Below are 21,503 nucleotides of genomic sequence, written 5' to 3'. Positions count from 1 at the left end.
CCGGCAAAAGTTTAAATTTATTGCACTATGAACTTATCTTCCCCTCAAGAGTACCTGGAGCTGATTGCCCTCAACGACGCGGTGGTGTCGTTCAGTCGTTTATTTGCCAATACGGTTCGTTATCACCATTGGCATCAATGTCTGGAAGTGTTGTACGTGGAAGAAGGGTTTGGCGTGGTGACGGTCGATCATAAGCAATACACCATGCGTCCAGGGCGGATGTTCTTTTTCCCGCCGTTTACGCTGCATAAAATTTTTGTCGACGAGCAGGTGCGGGACCGTTATCGGCGGACCATTATTCATCTCGATCAGCACGCGGTGCTGAAGGTGTTACGCGACTTTCCACTTCATCAACAGCGTCTACAACACCTGAGTGTACGCGGGAGCGAGGCGTGGGTCATCGACGCCGCAGACGTCCATACGCACATTGATTTTCTGTTCAACCGCTATGCAAAACTAGCCGCGCAGAAACCGCTTAACACTGAGCACGTTACCTGCCTGTTATTGAATTTATTCAGCCTGTTACCCGAAGATAACGTCAATATGCATGATAGTGATACGGGGATGGCCAGCCAGGTGATGTTCTGGCTTGATGAGCACTACATGCATAAATTTAGCCTGGTGACGCTGGCACAAGCGTTAGGAAAATCAAAAAGTTATGTTTCTCGGCGTTTTCAGGTAGAAACAGGCGAGAGCATCCTCGGGTATCTCAACACGCTGAGGTTGAGAAAAGCCTGCGAGGCGCTGTTACACAGTGAGGCAAGCGTCAGAGAGATTGCGCAAAAAGTGGGGTTTTCTGATGTGACTTATTTTATCAGCGCCTTCGGAAAAGGCATTGGCGAGACGCCGTTACAGTACAGGAAGCGGCATAAGCCGTAACGCCTGATGGCGACGCTAACGCGTCTTATCAGGCCTACGGGCACAATGCGAATGTAGGCCGGATAAGCGAAGCGCTATCCGGCATTCACAACATCATGCTTACCCTTCGAGATCCGCCAGGTCGCCTTTCTCCTGCAGCCAGTTACGGCGATCTTCTGAGCGCTTCTTCGCCAGCAGCATATCCATCATGGCGTTGGTGCGCTGATCGTCTTCATCATCAATGATGAGCTGCACCAGGCGACGGGTATTTGGATCCAGCGTGGTTTCGCGCAGCTGCATCGGGTTCATTTCACCCAGACCTTTAAAGCGCTGGACGTTCGGCTTGCCTTTCTTACGCTTCAGCTGCTCCAGTACGCCCGCTTTCTCTTCTTCCGTGAGCGCGTAATACACTTCTTTCCCGAGGTCGATACGGTACAGCGGCGGCAGCGCTACGTAGACGTGTCCGTGTTTGACCAACGTGCGGAAGTGCTTCACAAACAATGCGCACAGCAGCGTAGCAATGTGCAGACCATCGGAGTCCGCATCCGCGAGGATACACACCTTGCCGTAGCGCAACTGGCTGAGATCGTCGCTGTCCGGATCGATACCGATCGCTACCGAGATATCGTGAACTTCCTGGGAGGCCAGCACTTCATCAGAAGAGACTTCCCAGGTGTTCAGGATCTTACCCTTCAGCGGCATGATCGCCTGATACTCACGATCGCGCGCCTGCTTGGCCGATCCGCCCGCCGAGTCACCTTCCACCAGGAACAGCTCGGTGCGGTTAAGATCCTGCGCGGTGCAGTCCGCCAGCTTACCCGGCAGTGCCGGACCGCTGGTGAGTTTTTTACGCACCACTTTTTTCGCTGCACGCAGACGACGCTGAGCGCTGGAAATCGCCATTTCCGCCAGCAGCTCTGCTGACTGCACGTTCTGGTTCAGCCACAGGCTAAAGGCATCTTTTACCACCCCAGAAACGAACGCCGCGCACTGGCGCGAAGAGAGACGCTCTTTGGTCTGACCGGCAAACTGTGGATCCTGCATCTTCACGGACAGCACGTAGGCGCAGCGATCCCAGATATCCTCCGCCGACAGCTTCACGCCGCGCGGCAGGATATTGCGGTATTCACAGAATTCACGCATCGCATCCAGCAGACCCTGACGCAGGCCATTGACGTGCGTCCCGCCCTGCATGGTTGGGATCAGGTTAACGTAGCTTTCGGTCAGCAATTCACCGCCTTCCGGCAGCCACAGCAGCGCCCAGTCCACCGCTTCCGTATCACCGGAGAACGTCCCGACAAAGGGTTTTTCCGGCAGCAACGGCAGGCCGTTCACCGCTTCGCTCAGGTAATCGGTCAGGCCATCGGCGTAGCGCCAGGTCTGTTCGGTATCGTTGACCTTATCCTTGAAGATGATCTCCACGCCCGGGCAGAGTACCGCTTTGGCTTTCAGCAGATGGCTCAGGCGAGAAGCGGAGAAACGTGGGCTGTCAAAGAAGCTTTCATCCGGCCAGAAGTGCACGCTGGTCCCGGTATTGCGCTTTCCACAGGTGCCGGAAACGTGCAGGTCTTCGACCTTTTCACCGTGTTCAAAGGCGATACTGTGAATCTGACCATCACGACGAACGGCCACTTCAACACGTTTTGACAAGGCGTTAACCACCGAAATCCCCACGCCGTGCAGGCCACCGGAGAACTGGTAGTTTTTGTTAGAAAACTTACCCCCTGCGTGCAAACGGCAAAGGATCAATTCAATGGCCGGGACGCCCTCTTCCGGGTGGATATCGACGGGCATGCCACGTCCGTCATCAATGACTTCCAGTGATTGATCGGCATGAAGGATAACCTCGACACGTTTCGCGTGCCCGGCCAGCGCTTCATCCACACTGTTATCAATAACTTCCTGCCCCATATGGTTAGGACGAGTCGTATCTGTGTACATCCCCGGGCGGCGGCGAACCGGCTCAAGCCCAGTGAGTACCTCAATGGCATCAGCGTTATAAGTTTGCGTCATGGTTTAAATTAGCAATTCGAATTGATCGTCAAAAACTGTGCAGTCCAAGGAAATCGACAATCTGGTTGAAATAATCTTCGAAGCCTGTGAATGCGTGGTTTCCGCCCTCAATAACAGTTTGACGGCAGGAGGCGTAATACGCCACCGCCTGGCGGTAGTCCAACACTTCATCGCCCGTTTGTTGTAGCAGCCAGAGCAAATCCGGCGCCTCCAGCGGGTCAATCTGCATGACTTTAAGATCGTAAATATGGCGAGACTCTAGCACATATTGCTGGCCCGTGTAGGGGTTCTCGTTTTGGCCAAGGTAGTCGACCAGCAGTTCGTAAGGCCGCACCGCAGGGTTCACCACCACCGCAGGCAACATAAAACATTGCGACAGCCAGGTGGCGTAATAACCTCCTAAAGAGGAGCCAACAATCCCCAGCGACTCTCCGCCATGCTCAAGGACTATTGATTCCAGCATCTCTGCCGCTTGGGCAGGATACGGTGGCAGCTGCGGTACGATCATCTCAACGTGCGGGTGGTGCTCTGCCAGCCAGCTTTTCAGCAGACACGCCTTCGCCGAGCGAGGAGAGCTATTAAATCCGTGTAGATAGAGAAGCGTAGACATCAGTAGCCTTCTGAAGCGGTATCAGGGTGGAACCGAATTCCCGGCAGACGGCACACCTGAGTGTGCAGCGAACCATCAGCAAAAAGTTCCAGCGTACGCCAGCCGGGACTAATGGTATCTAACGTAAAGTTGGCACAATGCGGCTTGAACTGCACGCATGTCGACGGCGTAGCCAGCAGGCGGCGACCGTTCCAGTCGAGATCCAACTCCTGATGAATATGTCCACACAGCAGATACTTCACGCGCGGATAGTTCACCAGCACGTTGTCCAGCTCAGCAGCATTGCGCAGGCTGTGCTGATCGAGCCAGCTACAGCCCGAAGGCAGTGGGTGGTGATGCAAAAGCAGCAAGGTATTCCGTTCAGGCGCATCGGCAAGTTTTCGCTCCAGCCATTCAAGCTGGAACTCACTTAATTCTCCGTGGGGAACGCCAAAAACCTGGCTATCGAGCAGCAAAATTTGCCACTGTTCACCAATGAAGACGCGTTTCGCAGGCGAAATTCCGGCGTCCTGCAGGGCGCTGTACATGGCTGGCTGAAAATCATGATTGCCAGGTAACCAGACGCAAGGCGCACGAAAGCTTGCGATACCCTCAGCAAAATGCTGATACGCCGCAGCGGATTGATCCTGCGCTAAATCGCCTGTCGCCACGATCAGATCGAAGTCGGTCGACTCAGCATGTATAGCGTCCAATACGCACAGATAGCTGTCCCAGGTGTTCACTCCCAGCAGCGTTTCATGCTTTTCGGCAAACAGGTGAGTGTCTGTAATTTGCAAGATCCTGACTCTGGCCTCACCAGCCAAAGGAAGGGTTAACAGGCTTTCCAAATGGTGTCCTTAGGTTTCACGACGCTAATAAACCGGAATCGCCATCGCTCCATGTGCTAAACAGTACCGTAACCAGTCGGCCAGGAACTGATTAATTTGATGCTTTTCGTCGCGTTGATGCAACTTTTTATTTGGGTAATCATACCGCGCTTTGAAGCGAAAGATCTGCTGACTTGAACACACTTCAGCCACCCTCGCATCATGATACAGGCGGACGGTAAGCGATGGCAGGCTCCAGTAAGTGACAGCAGGCGCCGTCTGTTCGATCGCAACCAGCGTAGTGTATCGGGTCGATTCAACAATCGTTAACCGATATTGTGCGTTTGCCACCTGATAGCTCACTGTTTCGCCGACCACATCATTTCGCGGCAACAGACGGCGCAGTTGCGAAAAGTTGGTTTCGCACAGGCGCATCATTTCAGGGAAATCAGGTGTATAACGCTTCATTTTTTCCACTCAGTTTTTAACTCTTGATAGTGCAGCTGCAACCATTGCAAGGCGATGACAGAAGCCGCGTTGTCGATTTTTCCCTCTTCCACCCACTGATAAGCCTGTTCCCGGCTTACCACATGAACGCGAATATCTTCGTTTTCATCCGCCAGACCGTGGATCCCGCTTGCGGTCGTGGCGTCCACTTCGCCGACCAAAATGGACAGGCGCTCGCTCGTGCCGCCGGGGCTTGCCAGATAGCTCAGCACAGGTTTGGTTCGTTTTACGTCCAGTCCGGCTTCTTCCATCGCTTCACGGCGGGCAACGTCCTCAACGGTTTCACCTTCTTCGATCATCCCGGCGACCATTTCCAGCAGCCACGGGCTTTCGCTGGTATCAAATGCCGCAATACGAATCTGCTCAACCAGCACAACTTCGTCCCGCTCAGGGTCAAAGGGTAGCAAGACCGCCGCGTGTCCGCGCTCAAAAATTTCGCGCGTGACTTCCTCACTCATTCCACCGTTAAACAGGCGATGGCGGAACCGATAAAGATCCAGTGAAAAAAAACCGCGGTATAGCGTTTCTCGTGCAATAATTTCTACATCATTTTTCGTGAAAGTCATTGGCAAGCTGTCTGGTTTACGCATTGTGCTGTCCTGATACCAATAGTGATTAAAATGTGAATTTCAAGGTCGTATGACTGCTGTTTGGGCGCCCTTGTGTTAAATTGATGCAAATTAACGCCGTATGGCACGTAACGCCAACTTTTTGAAGTGGTGGATTCTGCTAGAATCAACAATTATTTTTACCATTTGATCAGCGCTAAATACTGCTTCACAACAAGGAATGCAAATGAAGAAATTGCTCCCCATCCTTATCGGCCTGAGCCTGTCGGGGTTCAGTACTTTGAGCCAGGCAGAGAACCTGATGCAGGTTTATCAGCAAGCACGCCTGAGCAACCCGGAATTGCGTAAATCCGCCGCCGATCGCGATGCTGCATTCGAAAAAATTAACGAAGCGCGTAGTCCGTTACTGCCTCAGCTGGGCTTAGGTGCCGATTACACCTACAGCAATGGCTACCGTGATGCAAACGGCGTGAATTCCAACGCCACCTCTGCTTCGTTAACCCTGACTCAGTCTCTGTTTGATATGTCGAAATGGCGTGCCCTGACGCTGCAAGAAAAATCAGCGGGCATCCAGGATGTGACCTATCAGACCGATCAGCAAACGCTGATCCTGAATACCGCCACGGCCTATTTTAAAGTATTGAACGCGATTGATGTGCTGTCATACACCCAGGCACAGAAAGACGCAGTTTACCGTCAGTTGGATCAGACTACCCAGCGTTTTAACGTCGGCCTGGTCGCCATTACTGACGTACAGAACGCCCGTTCACAATACGATACCGTGCTGGCAAATGAAGTTACCGCACGTAACGATCTGGACAACGCGGTGGAAGAGCTGCGCCAGGTTACCGGCAACTACTACCCGGAACTGGCCTCGTTGAACGTTGACGGCTTTAAAACCAACAAGCCGCAGGCGGTGAATGCACTGCTGAAAGAAGCCGAAAATCGCAACCTGACCTTGCTGCAGGCGCGTTTAAGCCAGGACCTGGCGCGTGAACAAATTCGTCTGGCGCAGGACGGTCACCTGCCGACGCTGGATTTAACCGCCTCTACCGGTGTTTCTGATACCTCTTACAGCGGCTCTAAAACCCGCGCGGCAACCGGTACTCAGTATGACGACAGCAATATGGGTCAGAACAAAATTGGCCTGAATTTCTCGCTGCCGCTGTACCAGGGTGGCATGGTTAACTCGCAGGTGAAACAAGCACAGTACAACTTTGTGGGCGCGAGCGAACAGCTGGAAAGTGCGCACCGCAGCGTGGTACAGACCGTACGTTCATCCTTCAATAACATTAATGCGTCCATCAGTAGCATTAACGCGTACAAACAAGCGGTTGTCTCTGCACAAAGCTCTTTGGACGCGATGGAAGCCGGTTATTCCGTTGGTACACGTACCATCGTGGATGTGTTGGATGCCACCACCACGCTGTACAACGCCAAACAGCAGTTGGCTAACGCACGTTATACCTATCTGATTAACCAGTTAAACATCAAATCTGCGCTCGGTACGCTGAACGAACAGGATCTGGTGGCGCTGAACAATACGCTGGGCAAACCGATTCCGACCGCGCCTGACACCGTCGCGCCGGAAAACACACAGCAAGACGCTGCAGCAGACGGCTATACCGCGAGCAACAACGCGGCAGTCGCTCAGCCGACAGCAGCACGTTCAACCAGCAGCACCGGCAACAATCCGTTCCGTAACTGATGGTGATGACGGGGCTTCGGCCCCGTCTGAACGTAAGACAACGTAAAGATCCGCCCCTTCTTCCGCATTCTCGCCTCTTCCCGCTTCAATTTCGACCAGTCATCCTCTATTCTGAGCAGTATTTACCACTGGGTCCTGGAAGACATAAATGAAACGGACAAAATCTATACATCACGCGTCGTTCCGCAAAAGCTGGAGCGCACGCCACCTGACTCCTGTTGCCCTGGCTGTTACCGCCGTTATTATGCTGGCGGGCTGTGAGCAGAGCGACGAAACAGTATCGCTTTACCAAAATGCGGACGACTGCTCGACGGCGAATCCGGGTAAAAGCGCTGAATGTACAACCGCATTCAACAACGCGCTGAAAGAAGCTGAGCGCACGGCGCCGAAGTACGCCACCCGCGAAGACTGTATCGCTGAATTCGGCGAAGGTCAGTGCCAGCAGGCACCTGCACAGGCCGGTATGGCACCAACGGGTGAAGGCCAGGCTCAGGCACAGAATCAAAGCAGCGGCAGCTTCTGGATGCCGCTGATGGCAGGCTACATGATGGGCCGCATGATGGGCGGCGGTATGGGCGCTCAGCAGCCGCTGTTCAGCTCGAAAAATCCGGCCAGCCCGGCCTACGGCAAATATACCGATGCTGGCGGCAAAAACTACGGCGCAGCAACGCCGGGCCGTAGCATGACCGTACCGAAAACCGCCATGGCGCCGAAACCGGCAACCACATCAACCGTCACGCGCGGCGGCTTTGGTGAATCTGTCGCCAAACAAAGCACCATGCAACGTAGCGCCAGCGGTACCACCACGCGTTCAATGGGCGGCTGATCCACATGGAAAGAGTCAGTATTGTTGAGCGCCCGGACTGGCGCGAAAAAGCCACCGAATACGGTTTTAACTTTCACACCATGTACGGCGAACCGTACTGGTGTGAAGACGCCTACTACAAGCTCACGCTTGCACAGGTCGAAAAGCTGGAAGACGTCACCGCTGAACTGCACCAAATGTGCCTCAAGGTGGTTGAAAAGGTCATCGCCAGCGACGAGCTGATGACCAAGTTTCGTATTCCCAAACACACCTGGGGATTTGTCCGCCAGTCATGGCTGACTCAGCAGCCGTCGCTCTATTCCCGCCTCGATCTGGCATGGGATGGAATCGGTGAACCTAAGCTGCTGGAAAACAACGCCGATACGCCAACCTCGCTGTACGAAGCTGCATTCTTCCAGTGGATCTGGTTAGAAGATCAGCTCAATGCCGGGAACCTGCCGGAAGGCAGCGATCAGTTCAACAGCCTGCAGGAAAAGCTGATTGAACGCTTCACCGCGCTGCGCGAACAGTATGGTTTTCAGCTACTGCACCTGACCTGCTGTCGTGACACCGTCGAAGATCGCGGGACCATCCAGTATTTGCAGGATTGCGCGGCCGAAGCGGAAATCGCCACCGAATTCCTCTATGTCGAAGATATCGGCCTCGGTGAGAAAGGTCAGTTCACGGACTTAGAAGATCAGGTGATTGCCAACCTGTTTAAGCTCTATCCGTGGGAATTTATGCTGCGCGAGATGTTCTCTACCAAGCTGGAAGATGCCGGCGTTCGCTGGCTGGAACCGGCCTGGAAGAGCATCATCTCCAACAAAGCGCTGTTACCACTGCTGTGGGACATGTTCCCGAACCATCCGAACCTGCTGCCTGCGTATTTCGCCGAAGACGACTATCCACAGATGGAAAAATTCGTCGTGAAACCGATCTTCTCGCGTGAAGGCGCTAACGTCTCGATCGTTGAGAACGGTAAAACGATCGAATCGGTGGAAGGCCCGTACGGTGAAGAAGGTATGATCGTACAGCAGTTCCATCAGCTACCGAAGTTTGGCGATAGCTACGTGCTGATCGGCAGTTGGCTGATTAACGATCAGCCAGCCGGGATTGGCATTCGCGAAGACAGAGCGCTGATCACTCAAGATCTTTCCCGCTTCTATCCGCATATTTTTGTCGAATGAATGAAAGTGCCGGGTGGCGGCTCTGCCTTACCCGGCCTACGACACGAACTGTAGGCCCGATAAGCGCAGCGCCATCGGGCATTAATCATCCAACCTGCGCCGACAGCATACTCAGACTACCCATCTCAATGCCGTCCACAGGAATTGTCACGGGTTCTTTTCCATCCCACGCGCCTAATACGTAAAGCAGCGGCAGATAGTGATCCGCCGTTGGATTCGACAACGATCCGCCTTCATGATCCAGATAGTTGACCAGCGGATGTTGTTCAACCGGTCCCTGCCATGTCAGGTTGGCCTTCACATAATCGTTGAATGAGGACGCCCACGGGTATGGCGTATTTTCACCGTGCCAGCGTGCCGTGCGCAGGTTATGTACCACGTTACCACTGGCCACCAGCATAATACCTTCGTCGCGCAGCGCCGCCAGCTTACGACCCATTTCAAAATGCCAGGCGGCCGGCTTCGTGCTATCAATGCTTAATTGCACCATCGGGATGTCGGCATTCGGGTACATCTTGATCAACACGCCCCACGACCCGTGGTCAAAACCCCAGGCTTCTTTGTCTAAGGCGACAGGGACGGGAGACAGCAAATCCACCAGATGCTGCGCCAGTTCTGGCGAGCCCGGCGCCGGATAATGTGTGTCATACAGAGCCTGCGGAAAACCACCAAAATCATGAATCGTTTTCGGTGCTTCCATGGCAGTTACGCCAGTGCCACGGGTAAACCAGTGCGCCGAAACCACGACTATGGCTTTCGGGCGCGGCAACGTTTCCCCCAGTTGCTGCCAGGCACGGGTATAAACGTTATCTTCCAGAACATTCATCGGGCTGCCGTGCCCCAAAAACAATGCTGGCATACGAGTTGAAGACATGATGATATCCTTACTGAGGGAGTCATTTTGATATCATCACAATACGCTTTTTCGGTTGATGAAGAACTCAGATAACCATGATGAAGATCATCAGTTATTTTGACGGTCTGGCCCGGACAGCTGATGGATAAGGAGTTGGATTTGTCGATGTCAGTACCTTTACTTCTGACTTTACTGGCGGGTGCCGCCACCTTTATTGGCGCCTTTCTTGGCGTGCTGGGACAAAAGCCCTCAAACCGCGTGCTCGCCTTTTCTCTGGGTTTTGCCGCGGGCATTATGCTGCTTATCTCCCTGATGGAGATGCTACCCGCCGCACTGGCTGCAAAAGGAATGTCACCCGTACTTGGCTACGGGATGTTTATCGTAGGCTTACTGGGCTATTTTGGTCTGGATCGTTTGCTGCCGCACGCCCATCCTCAGGATCTCGTGCAAAAAACAACACAACCTTTACCCGGTTCTATTAAACGCACCGCCATTTTGCTCACGCTTGGCATTAGTCTGCACAATTTCCCGGAAGGGGTCGCGACGTTTGTGACTGCCAGCAGCAACCTCGAGCTGGGTTTTGGTATCGCCCTCGCCGTGGCATTGCATAATATTCCTGAAGGTTTGGCCGTTGCCGGACCCGTGTACGCAGCAACCGGTTCGAAACGTACCGCGATATTTTGGGCTGGGATCTCCGGTATGGCGGAAATACTCGGCGGCGTACTGGCGTGGTTAATTCTGGGGAGTTTAATTTCACCGGTGGTCATGGCGGCAATTATGGCGGCTGTTGCCGGAATTATGGTCGCACTGTCCGTCGATGAACTGATGCCGCTGGCAAAAGAAATCGACCCAAATAATAACCCCGGCTATGGTGTACTCTGCGGAATGTCGGTGATGGGACTCAGCCTTGTCATCCTGCAATCAATGGGCATCGGCTAATACAGACGGCGGATGCTGTCCTGCCCTGCAGGCCATCCGCCTCTACAACAGCAAAGCGACAGGGATTATTCATGCTCCCTGACCGTGCCAGCCTCTTCGTTCGTACGGCGGAAGAGTTTGTTACGCGCCTCAAGCAACGCATCTCGGTCTTGTCGAAACGCGCGGCAATAACGCTTCATATGACAATAATAACCAATAGCAACGAGTGCAATTAATACCATCCAATACCAGGCAATAAACATTCTTTTACCCTTAAAATTTAACATCATTAAACATTTAACGTTAAAATTTCACATATCCTTATTTCAACCTACCACTATAGTGGCACATTACAGAAACAAATAGATGATTTCGATCATATAAACCAGCGGATAGAGCCAATTGAAAAACGTGCATTCAAAATAAAACAATACAGAACCTGCAAGCATCTATAAATAAAATTAATTATAATAAGTACATTCCAAACTTACTTTATTTAATTAAATCAACACACTAGGGCTTGATAACAAACACATCTAAAACAATAAACACATTTACTTATCACAAAGATTTAGCCATATTCTTATATAGTAAAAAATACAAAAATAGCGCATGCGGAATATATTATATGTCGATAAAATATAAAGCAGTATATCCTCGTTAAAGGATACCGTTCGTCCGGGCAAAGCTAAATAGGCGGGCCGTAATAACAAAAAACCGAAGCCAGAAAACTGACTTCGGTTTTTTATTGCCACCGCAACTGGCGTGGTAAAGCGTGTGCTATCAGCTGGCTTTACGTTCGTGCGCCTGACGGTAAGCGACTAAATCTTCGATCGTGACCACAGCCATATTATGCTTGCCTGCAAATTCGATGCACGCTGACGCGCGCGCCATGGTGCCATCATCATTGGTCAGCTCACACAGTACACCAGCCGGTTTAAAACCTGCCAGCGTCATCAGATCGATGGTAGCTTCAGTATGACCACCGCGGGTCAACACGCCGCCAGCCTGAGCACGTAGCGGGAAAACGTGTCCCGGACGGTTCAGATCGGAAGGTTTAGCACCGTCTTTAACTGCCGCGCGAACCGTGGTAACACGGTCAGCAGCAGAAACACCGGTAGTTACGCCTTCAGCGGCCTCAATGGTCACGGTAAAGCCCGTGCCGTAAGCGCTGGTGTTATTTTCCACCATCATTGGCAGATCGAGCTGCTTGCGTCGATCTTCAGTGATGCACAGGCAAACAATACCGCTACCGTGACGGATGGTAAGTGCCATCTGTTCAACGGTCATGGTTTCTGCCGGGAAAACCATATCGCCTTCGTTTTCACGATCTTCGTCGTCAAGCACCATCACACCGCGTCCTTCACGCAGCGCAGACAGCGCAAGTTCAACACGTTCGAAAGGCGTACCAAAAGAGGAAAGTAGCGTCTGATTCATGGTAAAAAAACCTCACTAAAATTATGGTTACCAGAATCAGGGCAGTCTTAGGAGTACCGTCTAAGCGGCAAAAAAATAACGTGAGCGGGTCCATGCCCGACTGGATCGTTACTCTCTCCCATCCGGACTCTAACCGTCGGCCCCGGAATTACACCGGATCTGCTGACCTTTTCGCGTTAACGAAAAGCGCTCGCGGGCTTTCAACATCAGTTGATTTACCGCCGGTGGGGAATTTCGCCCCGCCCTGAGAATAAGCGAGTTAACTATAACGCTATTGATTACCTTCATCAACGCCTTTGCTTGACTTCACTTCACACAATTCTGGTTTATGCCGCTGCCAGTTCGCACTACAATAGGCAGCAACACGTACCAGTTCAGGGAAACCACCATGATTGACCCGAAAAAAATTGAGCAGATTGCTCGTCAGGTCCACGAGTCGATGCCGAAAGGGATCCGCGAGTTTGGGGAAGACGTCGAGAAAAAGATTCGCCAAACGCTGCAGTCACAGCTGACGCGCCTGGATCTGGTAAGCCGCGAAGAGTTTGATGTACAAACCCAGGTTTTGCTGCGCACCCGCGAAAAGCTCGCGCTGCTTGAGCAACGCCTGACCGAGTTGGAAGCGCGCGAGAAACCGGCTGAAGTGAAGCCTGCGCCTGCTATCCCGCCCGTCGATCCGCAAGCGTAAAAACGACAACGGGCCGCAAGGCCCGTTTATCTGTTAGTGTTCCAGCTCTAATTTTTTCGCCTCAGTTGCCTGCTGGCAATACAGCGCGTAGCGTTTGCAAAACCAACTGCGGTGCTCCTCATCCATGTTGCCGGTTACGGCCTGAATATCAACAGGGTGCCCCTCAGCCTGCATCCTGGCAAAACTCCGGGCCAGGAAATCGAAATTGTTCAGTGAATACATATTGCTGTTCATGAGCATACCCTCCAGTTATTGAATATCTGTTAAGGCCATATGCTTTTTCTGATTCCAGTATTTCCCTATACGCGAAGTTGTTCTGTACATAATGTGCGCAAATTGAGAGCTATGCTTCACATTTTCCTACGAAATCTGAGAGGGGGAGATGTCTTTTTTCGGATGTAAGGAACCTGCAGAACTTCAGGCTCCGCTGATTGATTCGCTGTTAAATGAGATTGGTTTGTCCGGCGGTTCGCTTCACGCCCTGGCTGAGCCGCTGAAAAACAGCCCACAGCCTGTGGAGAAAACTGAAGCATAAGAGACAGAAATGCCGGATAAGGTGTTTATACCGCTATCCGGCAATCGACCAGACTATGACTTATCGCTGTCTTTCTGGATCTTTTTGATGATATTGGTCGTTGAGCAGCCGTCTTCGAAGTTCAGCACCAGCACTTCACCGCCGTTCGCCCATACCTCTTCGCTACCCGCAATTTGTTCCGGCTTGTAGTCACCACCTTTTACCAGCAGATCCGGCAGAACACCTGCGATCAGTCGCTGTGGGGTATCTTCTTCAAAAGAGACCACCCAGTCGACGGATTCCAGCGCACCCAGTACGATCATACGCTGCTCGAGAGGGTTGACCGGGCGCGTTTCACCTTTCAGACGTTTGGTGGATGCGTCGCTGTTTACCGCCACGATCAGACGATCGCCCAGCTTGCGCGCATTCGCCAGATAAGAGACGTGGCCCGCGTGCAGGATGTCGAAAACACCATTGGTCATGACCACCTTCTCACCGCGCTTGCGCGCGCTGGCCACGGCTTGTTTCAGCTCGGCTTCTGTCATCACACCAAAACCGGTATCCGCACGACCGCGCACAGCGTTTTCCAGTTCGATAGGCGAAACGGTGGACGTCCCCAGCTTACCCACTACCACGCCCGCCGCAGCGTTAGCAAAATAACACGCTTCTTCCAGTGAGTTACCCGCCGCCAGCGTTGCCGCCAGCACGCCAATAACCGTATCGCCAGCACCGGTCACGTCATACACTTCCTGCGCCTGGGTCGGCATGTGCAGCGGTGCTTTGCCCGGCTGCAGCAGCGTCATGCCCTGCTCGGAACGGGTGATCAACAGCGCGGAAAGGTCGAAATCCGCAATCACCTTCATGCCGCGTTCAACCAGTTCCTCTTCGCTTTTGCACTTACCGGCAACCGCTTCAAACTCGGAAAGATTTGGTGTCAGCAGCGTCGCACCGCGATAGCGTTCAAAATCAGTGCCTTTCGGATCGATAAGCACCGGTACGCCAGCCTTTCGTGCCAGCGCAATCATCTGCTGCACGCTGGCCAGCGCGCCTTTGGCGTAGTCAGACAGTACCAGAGCACCGATAGAACCCAGCGCCTGGTTAATACGATCGTGCAGCGGCTGTGGATCTACGCCTTCGAAACCTTCCTCGAAGTCCAGACGGATCAGCTGCTGGTTGCGGGAGAGTACGCGCAGTTTGGTGATCGTCGGGTGCGTCGGCACCGAAACGAAGTCACATTTCACATTCACGTCCGCCAGCGTTTTACTCAGCGCACGTGCCGCGTCATCAATACCAGTCAACCCCACCAGACGGGAATTTGCGCCCAGAGAGGCAATGTTCATCGCCACGTTTGCCGCGCCGCCGGGACGTTCTTCAATGGTATCCACTTTGACTACCGGAACTGGGGCTTCTGGTGAAATACGGCTAGTAGGCCCGTACCAGTAGCGATCCAGCATCACATCACCGACAACCATGACTCCTGCACGTTCAAACTCTGGCAGCGTTACTTTCATTCCTGTCTCCTGAGAGATTCTCTGAGGGTCTTAAAATTTGCGCGCGATCATAGCACACTTCACTCGGCAACCAGCCACTTCTGCCAGCTGTCACGCACCAGCGCGCGCTCAGCGCTGAAGCACTCCGGCGCCACATGGCCCGGAAGTTCCTGCAAAGCAAGATGATGAAGTTCATCACGCAGCGTGGTATAGGCGCGGGTCAGCGCCAGGGCTTCTTGCTCTTCCATAATGTCGTTTTGTGCCAGTAATTCCAGAATGCGCACGTTATCTGACCAGCGCGTCAGTTTCGGTTTTTCATGGGCATAGCGCAGCACCAGATATTGAGTAATAAACTCAATGTCGGTGATCCCGCCTTCATCTGCTTTGATATCAAAGCGATCGCGATGCTTATTACCCAAATGAGCACGCATTTTCTCGCGCATTTCACGCACGTCGGTCTGCAACGTTTTTCCGTCACGAGCGAGCGTCATGATATCGCGACGCACCGCGTCAAACTGAGAGGTCAGCTGCGGGTCGCCATACACCACCCGAGCACGCACCAGCGCCTGATGCTCCCATGTCCAGGCTTCGTTGCGCTGGTAATCGGCGAAAGCCTCGGTTGATGTCACCAGCATGCCTGCGGCACCGGATGGGCGCAGCCGCGCATCCACCTCATATAAAATGCCGGAAGACGTGCGGGTACTGAAAAGGTGCATGATGCGCTGTGACAGACGCAGATAGAACTGCCGCCCGTCAATTTCACGTTCGCCGTCAGTCATCACGTCCATCGGACAATCGTGCAGGAAGATCAAATCAAGATCGGAGCTGTAGCCCAGCTCCCAACCGCCCAGCTTGCCGTAACCGACAACGGCGAAACCGCGGCCCTCGCGATCGCCAAGGTGCGTTGGCTGCCCGTAGCGGGCGACCATTTGCGTCCACGCCTGCTGAACCACGGCATCGATAATGGCTTCGGCCAGCCAGGTTAAGTGGTCGCTCACCTTCATCACTGGCAGCGTCCCGGCGATATCGGCCGCCGCAATACGCAGCAATTGAGTTTGCTTGAACTGACGCAACGCTTCCAGTTGCTGTTCTTCGTCATCCTCCGGCACACGCAGCAGATACTGACGTAGCTCATCACGGTAGGCATCGGTTGCGGTGGGCTGATACAGGGTGTTCGGATCCAGCAACTCGTCCAGCAGCAGCGGATAGCGCGCCAACTGGCTGGCGACCATCGGCGAGGCGGCGCACAGCGAAATCAGGTGCTTCAGCGCGCCTGGGAATTCACTCAACAGCTCCAGATAGGTCGTACGGGTGACAATGCCCACCAGCAGCGGAGTAATACGCGACAGCGGCACCGAGGCATCAGCGCGGGAGCAAACATCGCTCAGCAAGTGCGGCATCAAATGATCCAGCACCTGGCGTCCACGTGGGCCGATGGTGCGCTTATCCAGCTCTTTACGAAAATCGGCGATCAGAGTCAGCACGCGGCGCTGATCGTCTTCCGCAAGATGCGCCAGCACTGGCGTGGTGTCATCTTCCTGCAAAGCATCCTGCCACAGTTCGCGCCACTGTTCCGACAAAGACTCTTCCTGGGTTTCGGTTTCATCATCACCGATTAACTCATTGAACACCCGACGCACGTTGCCCATGTGAACGTTCAGGACAGCCGTCAACTGCGACCAGTCATCCGCACCCATGGCCCATGCCAGACGCGCGCGATTTAGCTCATCGCCCGGCAGCGTCTGGGTCTGTTCATCGTTGATGCTCTGCAGCAGGTTTTCCAGACGACGTAAAAAGAGATAGGCACTTCGTAAATGCTCCGCATCGGTATCAGACAGTAGATGCAGCGCGTTGATGGCGCTGAGCGTAGGTAACAGCGCGCGGGATTGTAGCGATGGCTCACGCCCGCCGCGAATCAGTTGGAAGACCTGAACGATAAATTCGATTTCACGAATACCGCCCGCCCCCAACTTGATATTGTCTTTCAGACCACGGCGGCGGACTTCACGGGCAATCATCCCTTTCATGTTACGCAGCGACTGGATCACGCTGAAATCGATATAACGACGAAAAACAAAAGGCCGCAGCATGGCGCGCAGTTCAGCGACGTAAGTACCGTCAGCATCCCCCATAATACGCGCCTTAACCATCGCGTAGCGTTCCCAGTCACGCCCTTGCTCCTGGTAATAATCCTCCAGCGCCGAGAAGCTCAGCACCAGCGGACCGCTGTCACCAAACGGGCGTAAACGCATATCCACCCGATAGACAAATCCATCCATAGTCGGCTGATCCAACACTTTAATCAGCCGTTGGCCCATACGCGTAAAGAACTGCGCGTTATCCAGCTCACGCCGTCCGCCCTGCGTCGATCCGTGTTCTGGCCAGGCAAAAATCAGGTCGATGTCGGAGGAAAAGTTAAGCTCGCCGCCGCCCAGTTTTCCCATCCCTAAAATCAGCAGCGGCTGCGGGACACCGTCAGGATTGCACGGCGTTCCCCACTCACGACAGCAGGCGTCATATAGCCAGTCTCGTGCAGCGATAATCAGCGTTTCAGCCAGATGGCTTAACTGCTGCAAAATGCTCTCTTCCGTCACCAGCGACAGCGTCTGCGCCCAGGCAATTCGCACCATGATGCGACGGCGAAACAGGCGCAGCTCACGCATCAGCGCCGCTTCATCACCGACGTCAGCTAATGCTTGCTGCAACCAGACGCCATAGTGCTGCCATTCATCCGCCAGCGGCGGTTCGCTTTCCAGCTCTGCCAGCCACTCGGGATGCGCGATCACGCTGTCGCGAACAAAATCACTGAATGTGAGCACTGACTTCGCCTGCAGGCTAAGCGACGCTTCAGGTATTGCTGCTGGCAGCCGATCAACAACGGTCGGCCAGTACTGTTGTAACGGTGAAGAGAGCTGCTGCATTTACGGGTTATCCTTTAAATGATGCCGGATAGTGGCGTTTCGCCTTATCCGGCCTACAAGACATTTAAGCCCATCGCGTAGGCCTGATAAAGGCATCCTGATCTCGGTCCTGATTATCGTTTACCGCTGTGCAGCCAGAACGGCTCCTCAGAGATCGCTTCATTACGATAATGTTCAATTTCAATATGTTGGCGAGTCATGATGGCATGACGTAAACCCTGCCAGGTCGCAATCCATTCCGATGCCACCTTCTCATCGTAATAGCCTGCCAGCATCAGAATACTGTCAATGTTTCGCGTCAGGCGCGGGATTTGGTCGGCATATTGATCGCCCAATGGCTGACCAAACACCGTTTTCAGTTCAGCCGCATGACGTGAAAGATGGGTATCAGAGAAACGCTTGAAGGAGTCGGCGATTTTGGCCTGCGCTTTCGCATCGAGGAACGGTTGCCACCCTTTAGTCACCAACCACTCGGTGAGTGCCAGTTTTGCCATTGCCGTTTGCGGGTTGTAAACCGCAGATACCGCAGAAGTTTCAGCGGCAATAATCGCTTCCGACTGGGTCAGCAAATCACGTAAGTGAGCGCTCGCTTTACGTGGAACATTTCCGCCAAACAGCATCAGGATGTGGCGTACCAGCCCCATCGCCGCCAACACTTCCGATTTGGCGCCTTTTACGCCGCGAACCCATAACTCCTCATGGTACTGCCATTGCGACAATGCCAGTTCCAGCGCGGCTTCAAGCCCCTGCTCAATGCTGGCCTTGGCCGGGACTTTCAGAATACGCGTCGGCTTCAGCTCGCGTAGGGCATTCCCCTGCGCCAGATGATAACCCCGTGCCGCCTTACTCAGGCTACCCAGGCGTAAACCCTCCTCGGCAACCAGCTGATTTGCCAACTTCAACACCGCACAGGTATCGCCGCTGACCAGTTCCAGTTCAAGCTCACAGAGCGGTTCAGCGAACTCTCCGGCCTTCACTTCACCCAGATCGAGGGCGAGTTCAATCTGGCTACCGTCAACCTCAAGCAGCCATTTCTCACGGTTAAAATCAGTGCTGAACAGCGGTTGTAGCTGAGAGGCGAGATCGGCTGGCAGTTCGCCATTTGGCCAGACTTCGGCTGGAAGCAGCGCAAGATCCAGTTCTGGCTCGCTCAACGCAACATTATACTCTGGTCGCTGATGCAATCCCCCCGTGACCCGTCCGGCAATTTTCAGGGTCATTTCATAACGACCGTTCTCACCGCGAATACGCAGCCCCATATCATGGCTACGCAACCACCCATCCGGCGTTTCATAGTAAATATTCAGCAACTGGCTGGGCGCATGATGCTCTCCCCCCAGCGTATTCAGACGTTCGCGTAATGCATCAACAGCATCATTATTGACGATAAATTTTAATTCGATTTCCTGGGTCATGATCTTGTACTTATGGGTTATGTCACAGTTGAGAAAACAGACTGCGAACTAAGTGCGTTCTTGATTGTCAGTAGATAGTATTTTGCGCCAAATTGCCATGCAACGAGCAATTTGACGGGCGTAAAAGTTTCGAGTGGTGGCAAAAAGGACACAGATGATTCCGATTGATGTTGAATGCTTTGCGTAGAGACACTGATGCCACTACTATCGTTCCACTTTCTATGACAATAACGACAGCCTGATGCCAAAATTACGCCTGATTGGATTAACTTTACTCGCACTTAGCGCCACTGCCGTCACCCATGCAGAAGAAAAGCGCTATGTCTCTGATGAACTGAACACCTGGGTCCGCAGCGGTCCGGGAGATAATTATCGCCTCGTGGGTACGGTTAACGCCGGCGAGGAAGTCATTCTGTTACAGACCGATGCCAGCACCAACTACGCCCAGGTAAAAGACAGTACCGGACGTACGGCCTGGATCCCGCTGAAAGAGCTGAACAGCACGCCAAGCCTGCGTACCCGCGTTCCGGACCTGGAAAACCAGGTAAAAACACTGACCGATAAGCTCAATAATATTGATACCACCTGGAACCAGCGTACCGCCGATATGCAGCAAAAAGTGGCGCAAAGCGACAGTGTGATCAATGGGTTGAAAGAAGAAAACCAGAAGCTAAAAAACGAGCTGATTGTGGCGCAGAAAAAGGTCAGTGCCGCGAATTTGCAGCTTGATGACAAGCAGCGCACCATCATCATGCAGTGGTTTATGTATGGCGGCGGCGTACTGGGTCTGGGTCTGTTGCTCGGTCTGGTTCTGCCACACATGATCCCAACCCGTAAACGCAAAGATCGCTGGATGAACTGAATCGCCTTCTCCGCCACACTGACATATGATTAAGGGATGATTTTTTTCAAAAGGAAAGTGGCGTGAAGATTTATCTGGTCGGTGGGGCTGTTCGGGATGCGTTATTAGGGCTACCGGTTAAAGATAAAGATTGGGTTGTCGTCGGCGCCACGCCGCAAGAGATGCTCGACGCGGGCTACCAGCAGGTAGGCCGCGATTTTCCTGTTTTTCTCCATCCGCAAACACGCGAAGAATATGCGCTGGCGCGAACCGAACGAAAATCAGGTTCAGGCTACACCGGATTTACCTGCTATGCCGCAGCAGACGTAACGCTGGAAGCCGATCTCCAGCGCCGCGACCTGACGATCAACGCGCTGGCCCGCGATGATGACGGCGAGATTATCGACCCGTATAACGGGCGTCGCGATCTGGAAAATCGTCTACTGCGCCATGTTTCCCCTGCTTTTAGCGAAGATCCGCTGCGCGTACTGCGCGTGGCGCGCTTTGCCGCGCGTTATGCACACCTCAGCTTCCGTATCGCCGATGAAACCCTGGCCTTAATGCGCGAGATGACCGCTGCCGGAGAACTGGCACATTTGACGCCGGAACGAGTCTGGAAAGAAACGGAAAATGCGTTAACTACCCGTAATCCACAGGTCTTTTTCCAGGTCCTGCGCGACTGCGGCGCACTGCGCGTTCTGTTCCCGGAAATAGACGCTCTGTTTGGCGTCCCGGCGCCGGCTCAATGGCATCCGGAAATCGACACCGGTATTCACACGCTGATGACACTGTCGATGGCGGCCATGTTGAGCCCAAACGTAGATATACGTTTTGCCACGCTGTGCCACGATCTTGGCAAGGCTCTGACGCCAAAAGCGCTATGGCCACGTCATCATGGTCACGGCCCGGCGGGTGTCAAACTGGTAGAGCAGTTATGTCAGCGTCTGCGGGTGCCCAATGACATCCGCGATTTAGCCAAACTGGTGGCGGAATTCCACGATCTCATTCATACGTTCCCGATCCTGCAGCCGAAAACTATCGTGAAGTTGTTTGATTCCATCGATGCCTGGCGTAAACCGCAGCGTGTGGAACAAATTGCCCTGACCAGTGAGGCCGACGTCCGGGGTCGCACCGGTTTTGAAGCAGCAGATTACCCGCAAGGTAGGCTGCTGCGGGAGGCCTGGCAAGTCGCACAGACTGTGCCGACGAAAGAGGTCGTTGAGGCAGGATTCAAAGGGCCGGACATTCGCGAGGAGCTGACACGACGTCGCATTGCGGCGGTGGCCAGTTGGAAGGAACAGCGTTGCCCAAAAACGTAGGCAGTATGTTGCCGGATGCGCTGCGCTTATCCGGCCTACGGGGT

20 protein-coding genes, 1 pseudogene and 1 riboswitch are annotated in these 21,503 nt (G+C 53.6%); of the genes and pseudogenes, 9 read left to right on the top strand and 12 right to left on the bottom strand.

Annotation, left to right across the window (positions count from 1 at the left end):
- Positions 1–27: 27 nt before the first annotated feature.
- Positions 28–879 carry a helix-turn-helix transcriptional regulator gene (locus tag AC3ITF_RS03285; protein ID WP_181688737.1) on the top strand — a complete coding sequence of 284 codons (852 nt, stop codon included), beginning with the start codon at positions 28–30 and terminating at the stop codon, positions 877–879.
- A gap of 99 nt (positions 880–978) precedes the next feature.
- Here the strand turns inward: AC3ITF_RS03285 and parE are convergent, their stop codons facing one another.
- From parE to nudF, 5 genes are read right to left on the bottom strand one after another with little or no spacing between them, the layout of a single operon-like run.
- Positions 979–2,871, bottom strand: coding sequence for a DNA topoisomerase IV subunit B (gene parE / locus AC3ITF_RS03280; protein ID WP_096755648.1), 1,893 nt, complete (start codon positions 2,869–2,871; stop codon positions 979–981).
- Between the two features lie 28 nt (positions 2,872–2,899).
- Entirely contained in the window at positions 2,900–3,481 is a 582-nt protein-coding gene (gene yqiA, locus AC3ITF_RS03275) for an esterase YqiA (RefSeq protein ID WP_115257472.1), read from the bottom strand.
- Positions 3,481–4,308, bottom strand: a complete 828-nt coding sequence (gene cpdA, locus AC3ITF_RS03270; RefSeq protein WP_489176126.1) for a 3',5'-cyclic-AMP phosphodiesterase — start codon at positions 4,306–4,308, stop codon at positions 3,481–3,483. Before cpdA ends, yqiA begins: the two co-directional genes overlap by 1 nt.
- Before the next feature lie 24 nt (positions 4,309–4,332).
- On the bottom strand, positions 4,333–4,755 hold the full coding sequence (locus AC3ITF_RS03265) for a DUF1249 family protein (RefSeq protein ID WP_096755645.1): 423 nt from the start codon (positions 4,753–4,755) through the stop codon (positions 4,333–4,335).
- Positions 4,752–5,384, bottom strand: coding sequence for an ADP-ribose diphosphatase (gene nudF / locus AC3ITF_RS03260; protein WP_096755644.1), 633 nt, complete (start codon positions 5,382–5,384; stop codon positions 4,752–4,754). The genes AC3ITF_RS03265 and nudF overlap by 4 nt, the downstream gene beginning before the upstream one ends.
- A 199-nt stretch (positions 5,385–5,583) precedes the next feature.
- Here nudF and tolC point away from each other — a divergent pair, with 199 nt between their 5' ends.
- From tolC to AC3ITF_RS03245, 3 genes are all read left to right on the top strand, one after another.
- A complete protein-coding gene (gene tolC, locus AC3ITF_RS03255; RefSeq protein ID WP_137363335.1) occupies positions 5,584–7,071 on the top strand; it encodes an outer membrane channel protein TolC in 1,488 nt (495 codons plus the stop codon).
- A 148-nt stretch (positions 7,072–7,219) separates the two neighbouring features.
- The gene (locus AC3ITF_RS03250) at positions 7,220–7,897 is read left to right on the top strand and encodes a DUF1190 family protein (RefSeq protein ID WP_096755642.1); all 678 of its coding nucleotides are present in this window, start codon (positions 7,220–7,222) and stop codon (positions 7,895–7,897) included.
- Positions 7,898–7,902: 5 nt separating this feature from the next.
- Positions 7,903–9,063: a glutathionylspermidine synthase family protein gene (locus AC3ITF_RS03245; RefSeq protein ID WP_096755641.1), complete on the top strand. Its 1,161-nt coding sequence runs from the start codon at positions 7,903–7,905 to the stop codon at positions 9,061–9,063.
- Between the two features lie 85 nt (positions 9,064–9,148).
- Here AC3ITF_RS03245 and ygiD read toward each other — a convergent pair whose 3' ends face one another.
- On the bottom strand, positions 9,149–9,937 hold the full coding sequence (gene ygiD / locus AC3ITF_RS03240; protein ID WP_489176125.1) for a 4,5-DOPA-extradiol-dioxygenase: 789 nt from the start codon (positions 9,935–9,937) through the stop codon (positions 9,149–9,151).
- Between the two features lie 147 nt (positions 9,938–10,084).
- Here ygiD and zupT point away from each other — a divergent pair, with 147 nt between their 5' ends.
- Positions 10,085–10,858 carry a zinc transporter ZupT gene (gene zupT, locus AC3ITF_RS03235; RefSeq protein WP_489176426.1) on the top strand — a complete coding sequence of 258 codons (774 nt, stop codon included), beginning with the start codon at positions 10,085–10,087 and terminating at the stop codon, positions 10,856–10,858.
- 65 nt (positions 10,859–10,923) lie between these two features.
- Here the strand turns inward: zupT and AC3ITF_RS03230 are convergent, their stop codons facing one another.
- Both AC3ITF_RS03230 and ribB read right to left on the bottom strand, forming a co-directional pair.
- Positions 10,924–11,100, bottom strand: a complete 177-nt coding sequence (locus AC3ITF_RS03230; RefSeq protein WP_115257468.1) for a hypothetical protein — start codon at positions 11,098–11,100, stop codon at positions 10,924–10,926.
- Positions 11,101–11,620: 520 nt separating this feature from the next.
- A complete protein-coding gene (ribB, locus tag AC3ITF_RS03225; RefSeq protein ID WP_489176124.1) occupies positions 11,621–12,274 on the bottom strand; it encodes a 3,4-dihydroxy-2-butanone-4-phosphate synthase in 654 nt (217 codons plus the stop codon).
- Between the two features lie 106 nt (positions 12,275–12,380).
- Positions 12,381–12,530, bottom strand: a riboswitch (FMN riboswitch).
- Between the two features lie 132 nt (positions 12,531–12,662).
- On the opposite strand from ribB, the gene ubiK reads away from it, so the two are divergent.
- Positions 12,663–12,959 (top strand): ubiquinone biosynthesis accessory factor UbiK, encoded by a 297-nt coding sequence (ubiK, locus tag AC3ITF_RS03220; RefSeq protein ID WP_135953046.1) that lies wholly within the window; start codon positions 12,663–12,665, stop codon positions 12,957–12,959.
- A gap of 33 nt (positions 12,960–12,992) precedes the next feature.
- Here ubiK and glgS read toward each other — a convergent pair whose 3' ends face one another.
- Positions 12,993–13,199, bottom strand: coding sequence for a cell surface composition regulator GlgS (glgS, locus tag AC3ITF_RS03215; RefSeq protein ID WP_096755633.1), 207 nt, complete (start codon positions 13,197–13,199; stop codon positions 12,993–12,995).
- Between the two features lie 178 nt (positions 13,200–13,377).
- On the opposite strand from glgS, the pseudogene AC3ITF_RS03210 reads away from it, so the two are divergent.
- A pseudogene (locus AC3ITF_RS03210) lies at positions 13,378–13,494 on the top strand (hypothetical protein); the annotation flags it as partial.
- Between the two features lie 53 nt (positions 13,495–13,547).
- Here AC3ITF_RS03210 and hldE read toward each other — a convergent pair.
- From hldE to AC3ITF_RS03195, 3 genes are all read right to left on the bottom strand, one after another.
- Positions 13,548–14,984, bottom strand: coding sequence for a bifunctional D-glycero-beta-D-manno-heptose-7-phosphate kinase/D-glycero-beta-D-manno-heptose 1-phosphate adenylyltransferase HldE (hldE, locus tag AC3ITF_RS03205; protein ID WP_115257466.1), 1,437 nt, complete (start codon positions 14,982–14,984; stop codon positions 13,548–13,550).
- 59 nt (positions 14,985–15,043) lie between these two features.
- The gene (gene glnE, locus AC3ITF_RS03200) at positions 15,044–17,884 is read right to left on the bottom strand and encodes a bifunctional [glutamate--ammonia ligase]-adenylyl-L-tyrosine phosphorylase/[glutamate--ammonia-ligase] adenylyltransferase (RefSeq protein ID WP_146717981.1); all 2,841 of its coding nucleotides are present in this window, start codon (positions 17,882–17,884) and stop codon (positions 15,044–15,046) included.
- Between the two features lie 113 nt (positions 17,885–17,997).
- Complete coding sequence (locus AC3ITF_RS03195) at positions 17,998–19,299, bottom strand: CYTH domain-containing protein (protein WP_489176123.1); 1,302 nt, start codon at positions 19,297–19,299, stop codon at positions 17,998–18,000.
- A 241-nt stretch (positions 19,300–19,540) separates the two neighbouring features.
- Here AC3ITF_RS03195 and AC3ITF_RS03190 point away from each other — a divergent pair, with 241 nt between their 5' ends.
- On the top strand, positions 19,541–20,161 hold the full coding sequence (locus AC3ITF_RS03190) for a TIGR04211 family SH3 domain-containing protein (protein ID WP_096755626.1): 621 nt from the start codon (positions 19,541–19,543) through the stop codon (positions 20,159–20,161).
- A gap of 62 nt (positions 20,162–20,223) precedes the next feature.
- Positions 20,224–21,459 carry a multifunctional CCA addition/repair protein gene (locus AC3ITF_RS03185; RefSeq protein WP_489176122.1) on the top strand — a complete coding sequence of 412 codons (1,236 nt, stop codon included), beginning with the start codon at positions 20,224–20,226 and terminating at the stop codon, positions 21,457–21,459.
- Positions 21,460–21,503 lie beyond the last annotated feature (44 nt).

This window comes from Citrobacter sp. KH_055_1, assembly GCF_057838705.1.
The sequence above is the reverse complement of the archived record's forward strand: the minus strand, read 5'-3'. Positions and strand labels throughout refer to the sequence as shown.

Coding starts and splice junctions, on each gene's coding strand:
- AC3ITF_RS03230 (WP_115257468.1), bottom strand. CDS start 11,100: ATGTTTATTGCCTGGTATTGGATGGTATTAATTGCACTCGTTGCTATT.
- AC3ITF_RS03190 (WP_096755626.1), top strand. CDS start 19,541: ATGCCAAAATTACGCCTGATTGGATTAACTTTACTCGCACTTAGCGCC.
- AC3ITF_RS03250 (WP_096755642.1), top strand. CDS start 7,220: ATGAAACGGACAAAATCTATACATCACGCGTCGTTCCGCAAAAGCTGG.
- tolC (WP_137363335.1), top strand. CDS start 5,584: ATGCAAATGAAGAAATTGCTCCCCATCCTTATCGGCCTGAGCCTGTCG.
- hldE (WP_115257466.1), bottom strand. CDS start 14,984: ATGAAAGTAACGCTGCCAGAGTTTGAACGTGCAGGAGTCATGGTTGTC.
- nudF (WP_096755644.1), bottom strand. CDS start 5,384: ATGCGTAAACCAGACAGCTTGCCAATGACTTTCACGAAAAATGATGTA.
- AC3ITF_RS03245 (WP_096755641.1), top strand. CDS start 7,903: ATGGAAAGAGTCAGTATTGTTGAGCGCCCGGACTGGCGCGAAAAAGCC.
- glnE (WP_146717981.1), bottom strand. CDS start 17,884: ATGCAGCAGCTCTCTTCACCGTTACAACAGTACTGGCCGACCGTTGTT.
- ribB (WP_489176124.1), bottom strand. CDS start 12,274: ATGAATCAGACGCTACTTTCCTCTTTTGGTACGCCTTTCGAACGTGTT.
- ygiD (WP_489176125.1), bottom strand. CDS start 9,937: ATGTCTTCAACTCGTATGCCAGCATTGTTTTTGGGGCACGGCAGCCCG.
- zupT (WP_489176426.1), top strand. CDS start 10,085: ATGTCAGTACCTTTACTTCTGACTTTACTGGCGGGTGCCGCCACCTTT.
- ubiK (WP_135953046.1), top strand. CDS start 12,663: ATGATTGACCCGAAAAAAATTGAGCAGATTGCTCGTCAGGTCCACGAG.
- AC3ITF_RS03285 (WP_181688737.1), top strand. CDS start 28: ATGAACTTATCTTCCCCTCAAGAGTACCTGGAGCTGATTGCCCTCAAC.
- AC3ITF_RS03195 (WP_489176123.1), bottom strand. CDS start 19,299: ATGACCCAGGAAATCGAATTAAAATTTATCGTCAATAATGATGCTGTT.
- AC3ITF_RS03265 (WP_096755645.1), bottom strand. CDS start 4,755: ATGAAGCGTTATACACCTGATTTCCCTGAAATGATGCGCCTGTGCGAA.
- glgS (WP_096755633.1), bottom strand. CDS start 13,199: ATGCTCATGAACAGCAATATGTATTCACTGAACAATTTCGATTTCCTG.
- yqiA (WP_115257472.1), bottom strand. CDS start 3,481: ATGTCTACGCTTCTCTATCTACACGGATTTAATAGCTCTCCTCGCTCG.
- parE (WP_096755648.1), bottom strand. CDS start 2,871: ATGACGCAAACTTATAACGCTGATGCCATTGAGGTACTCACTGGGCTT.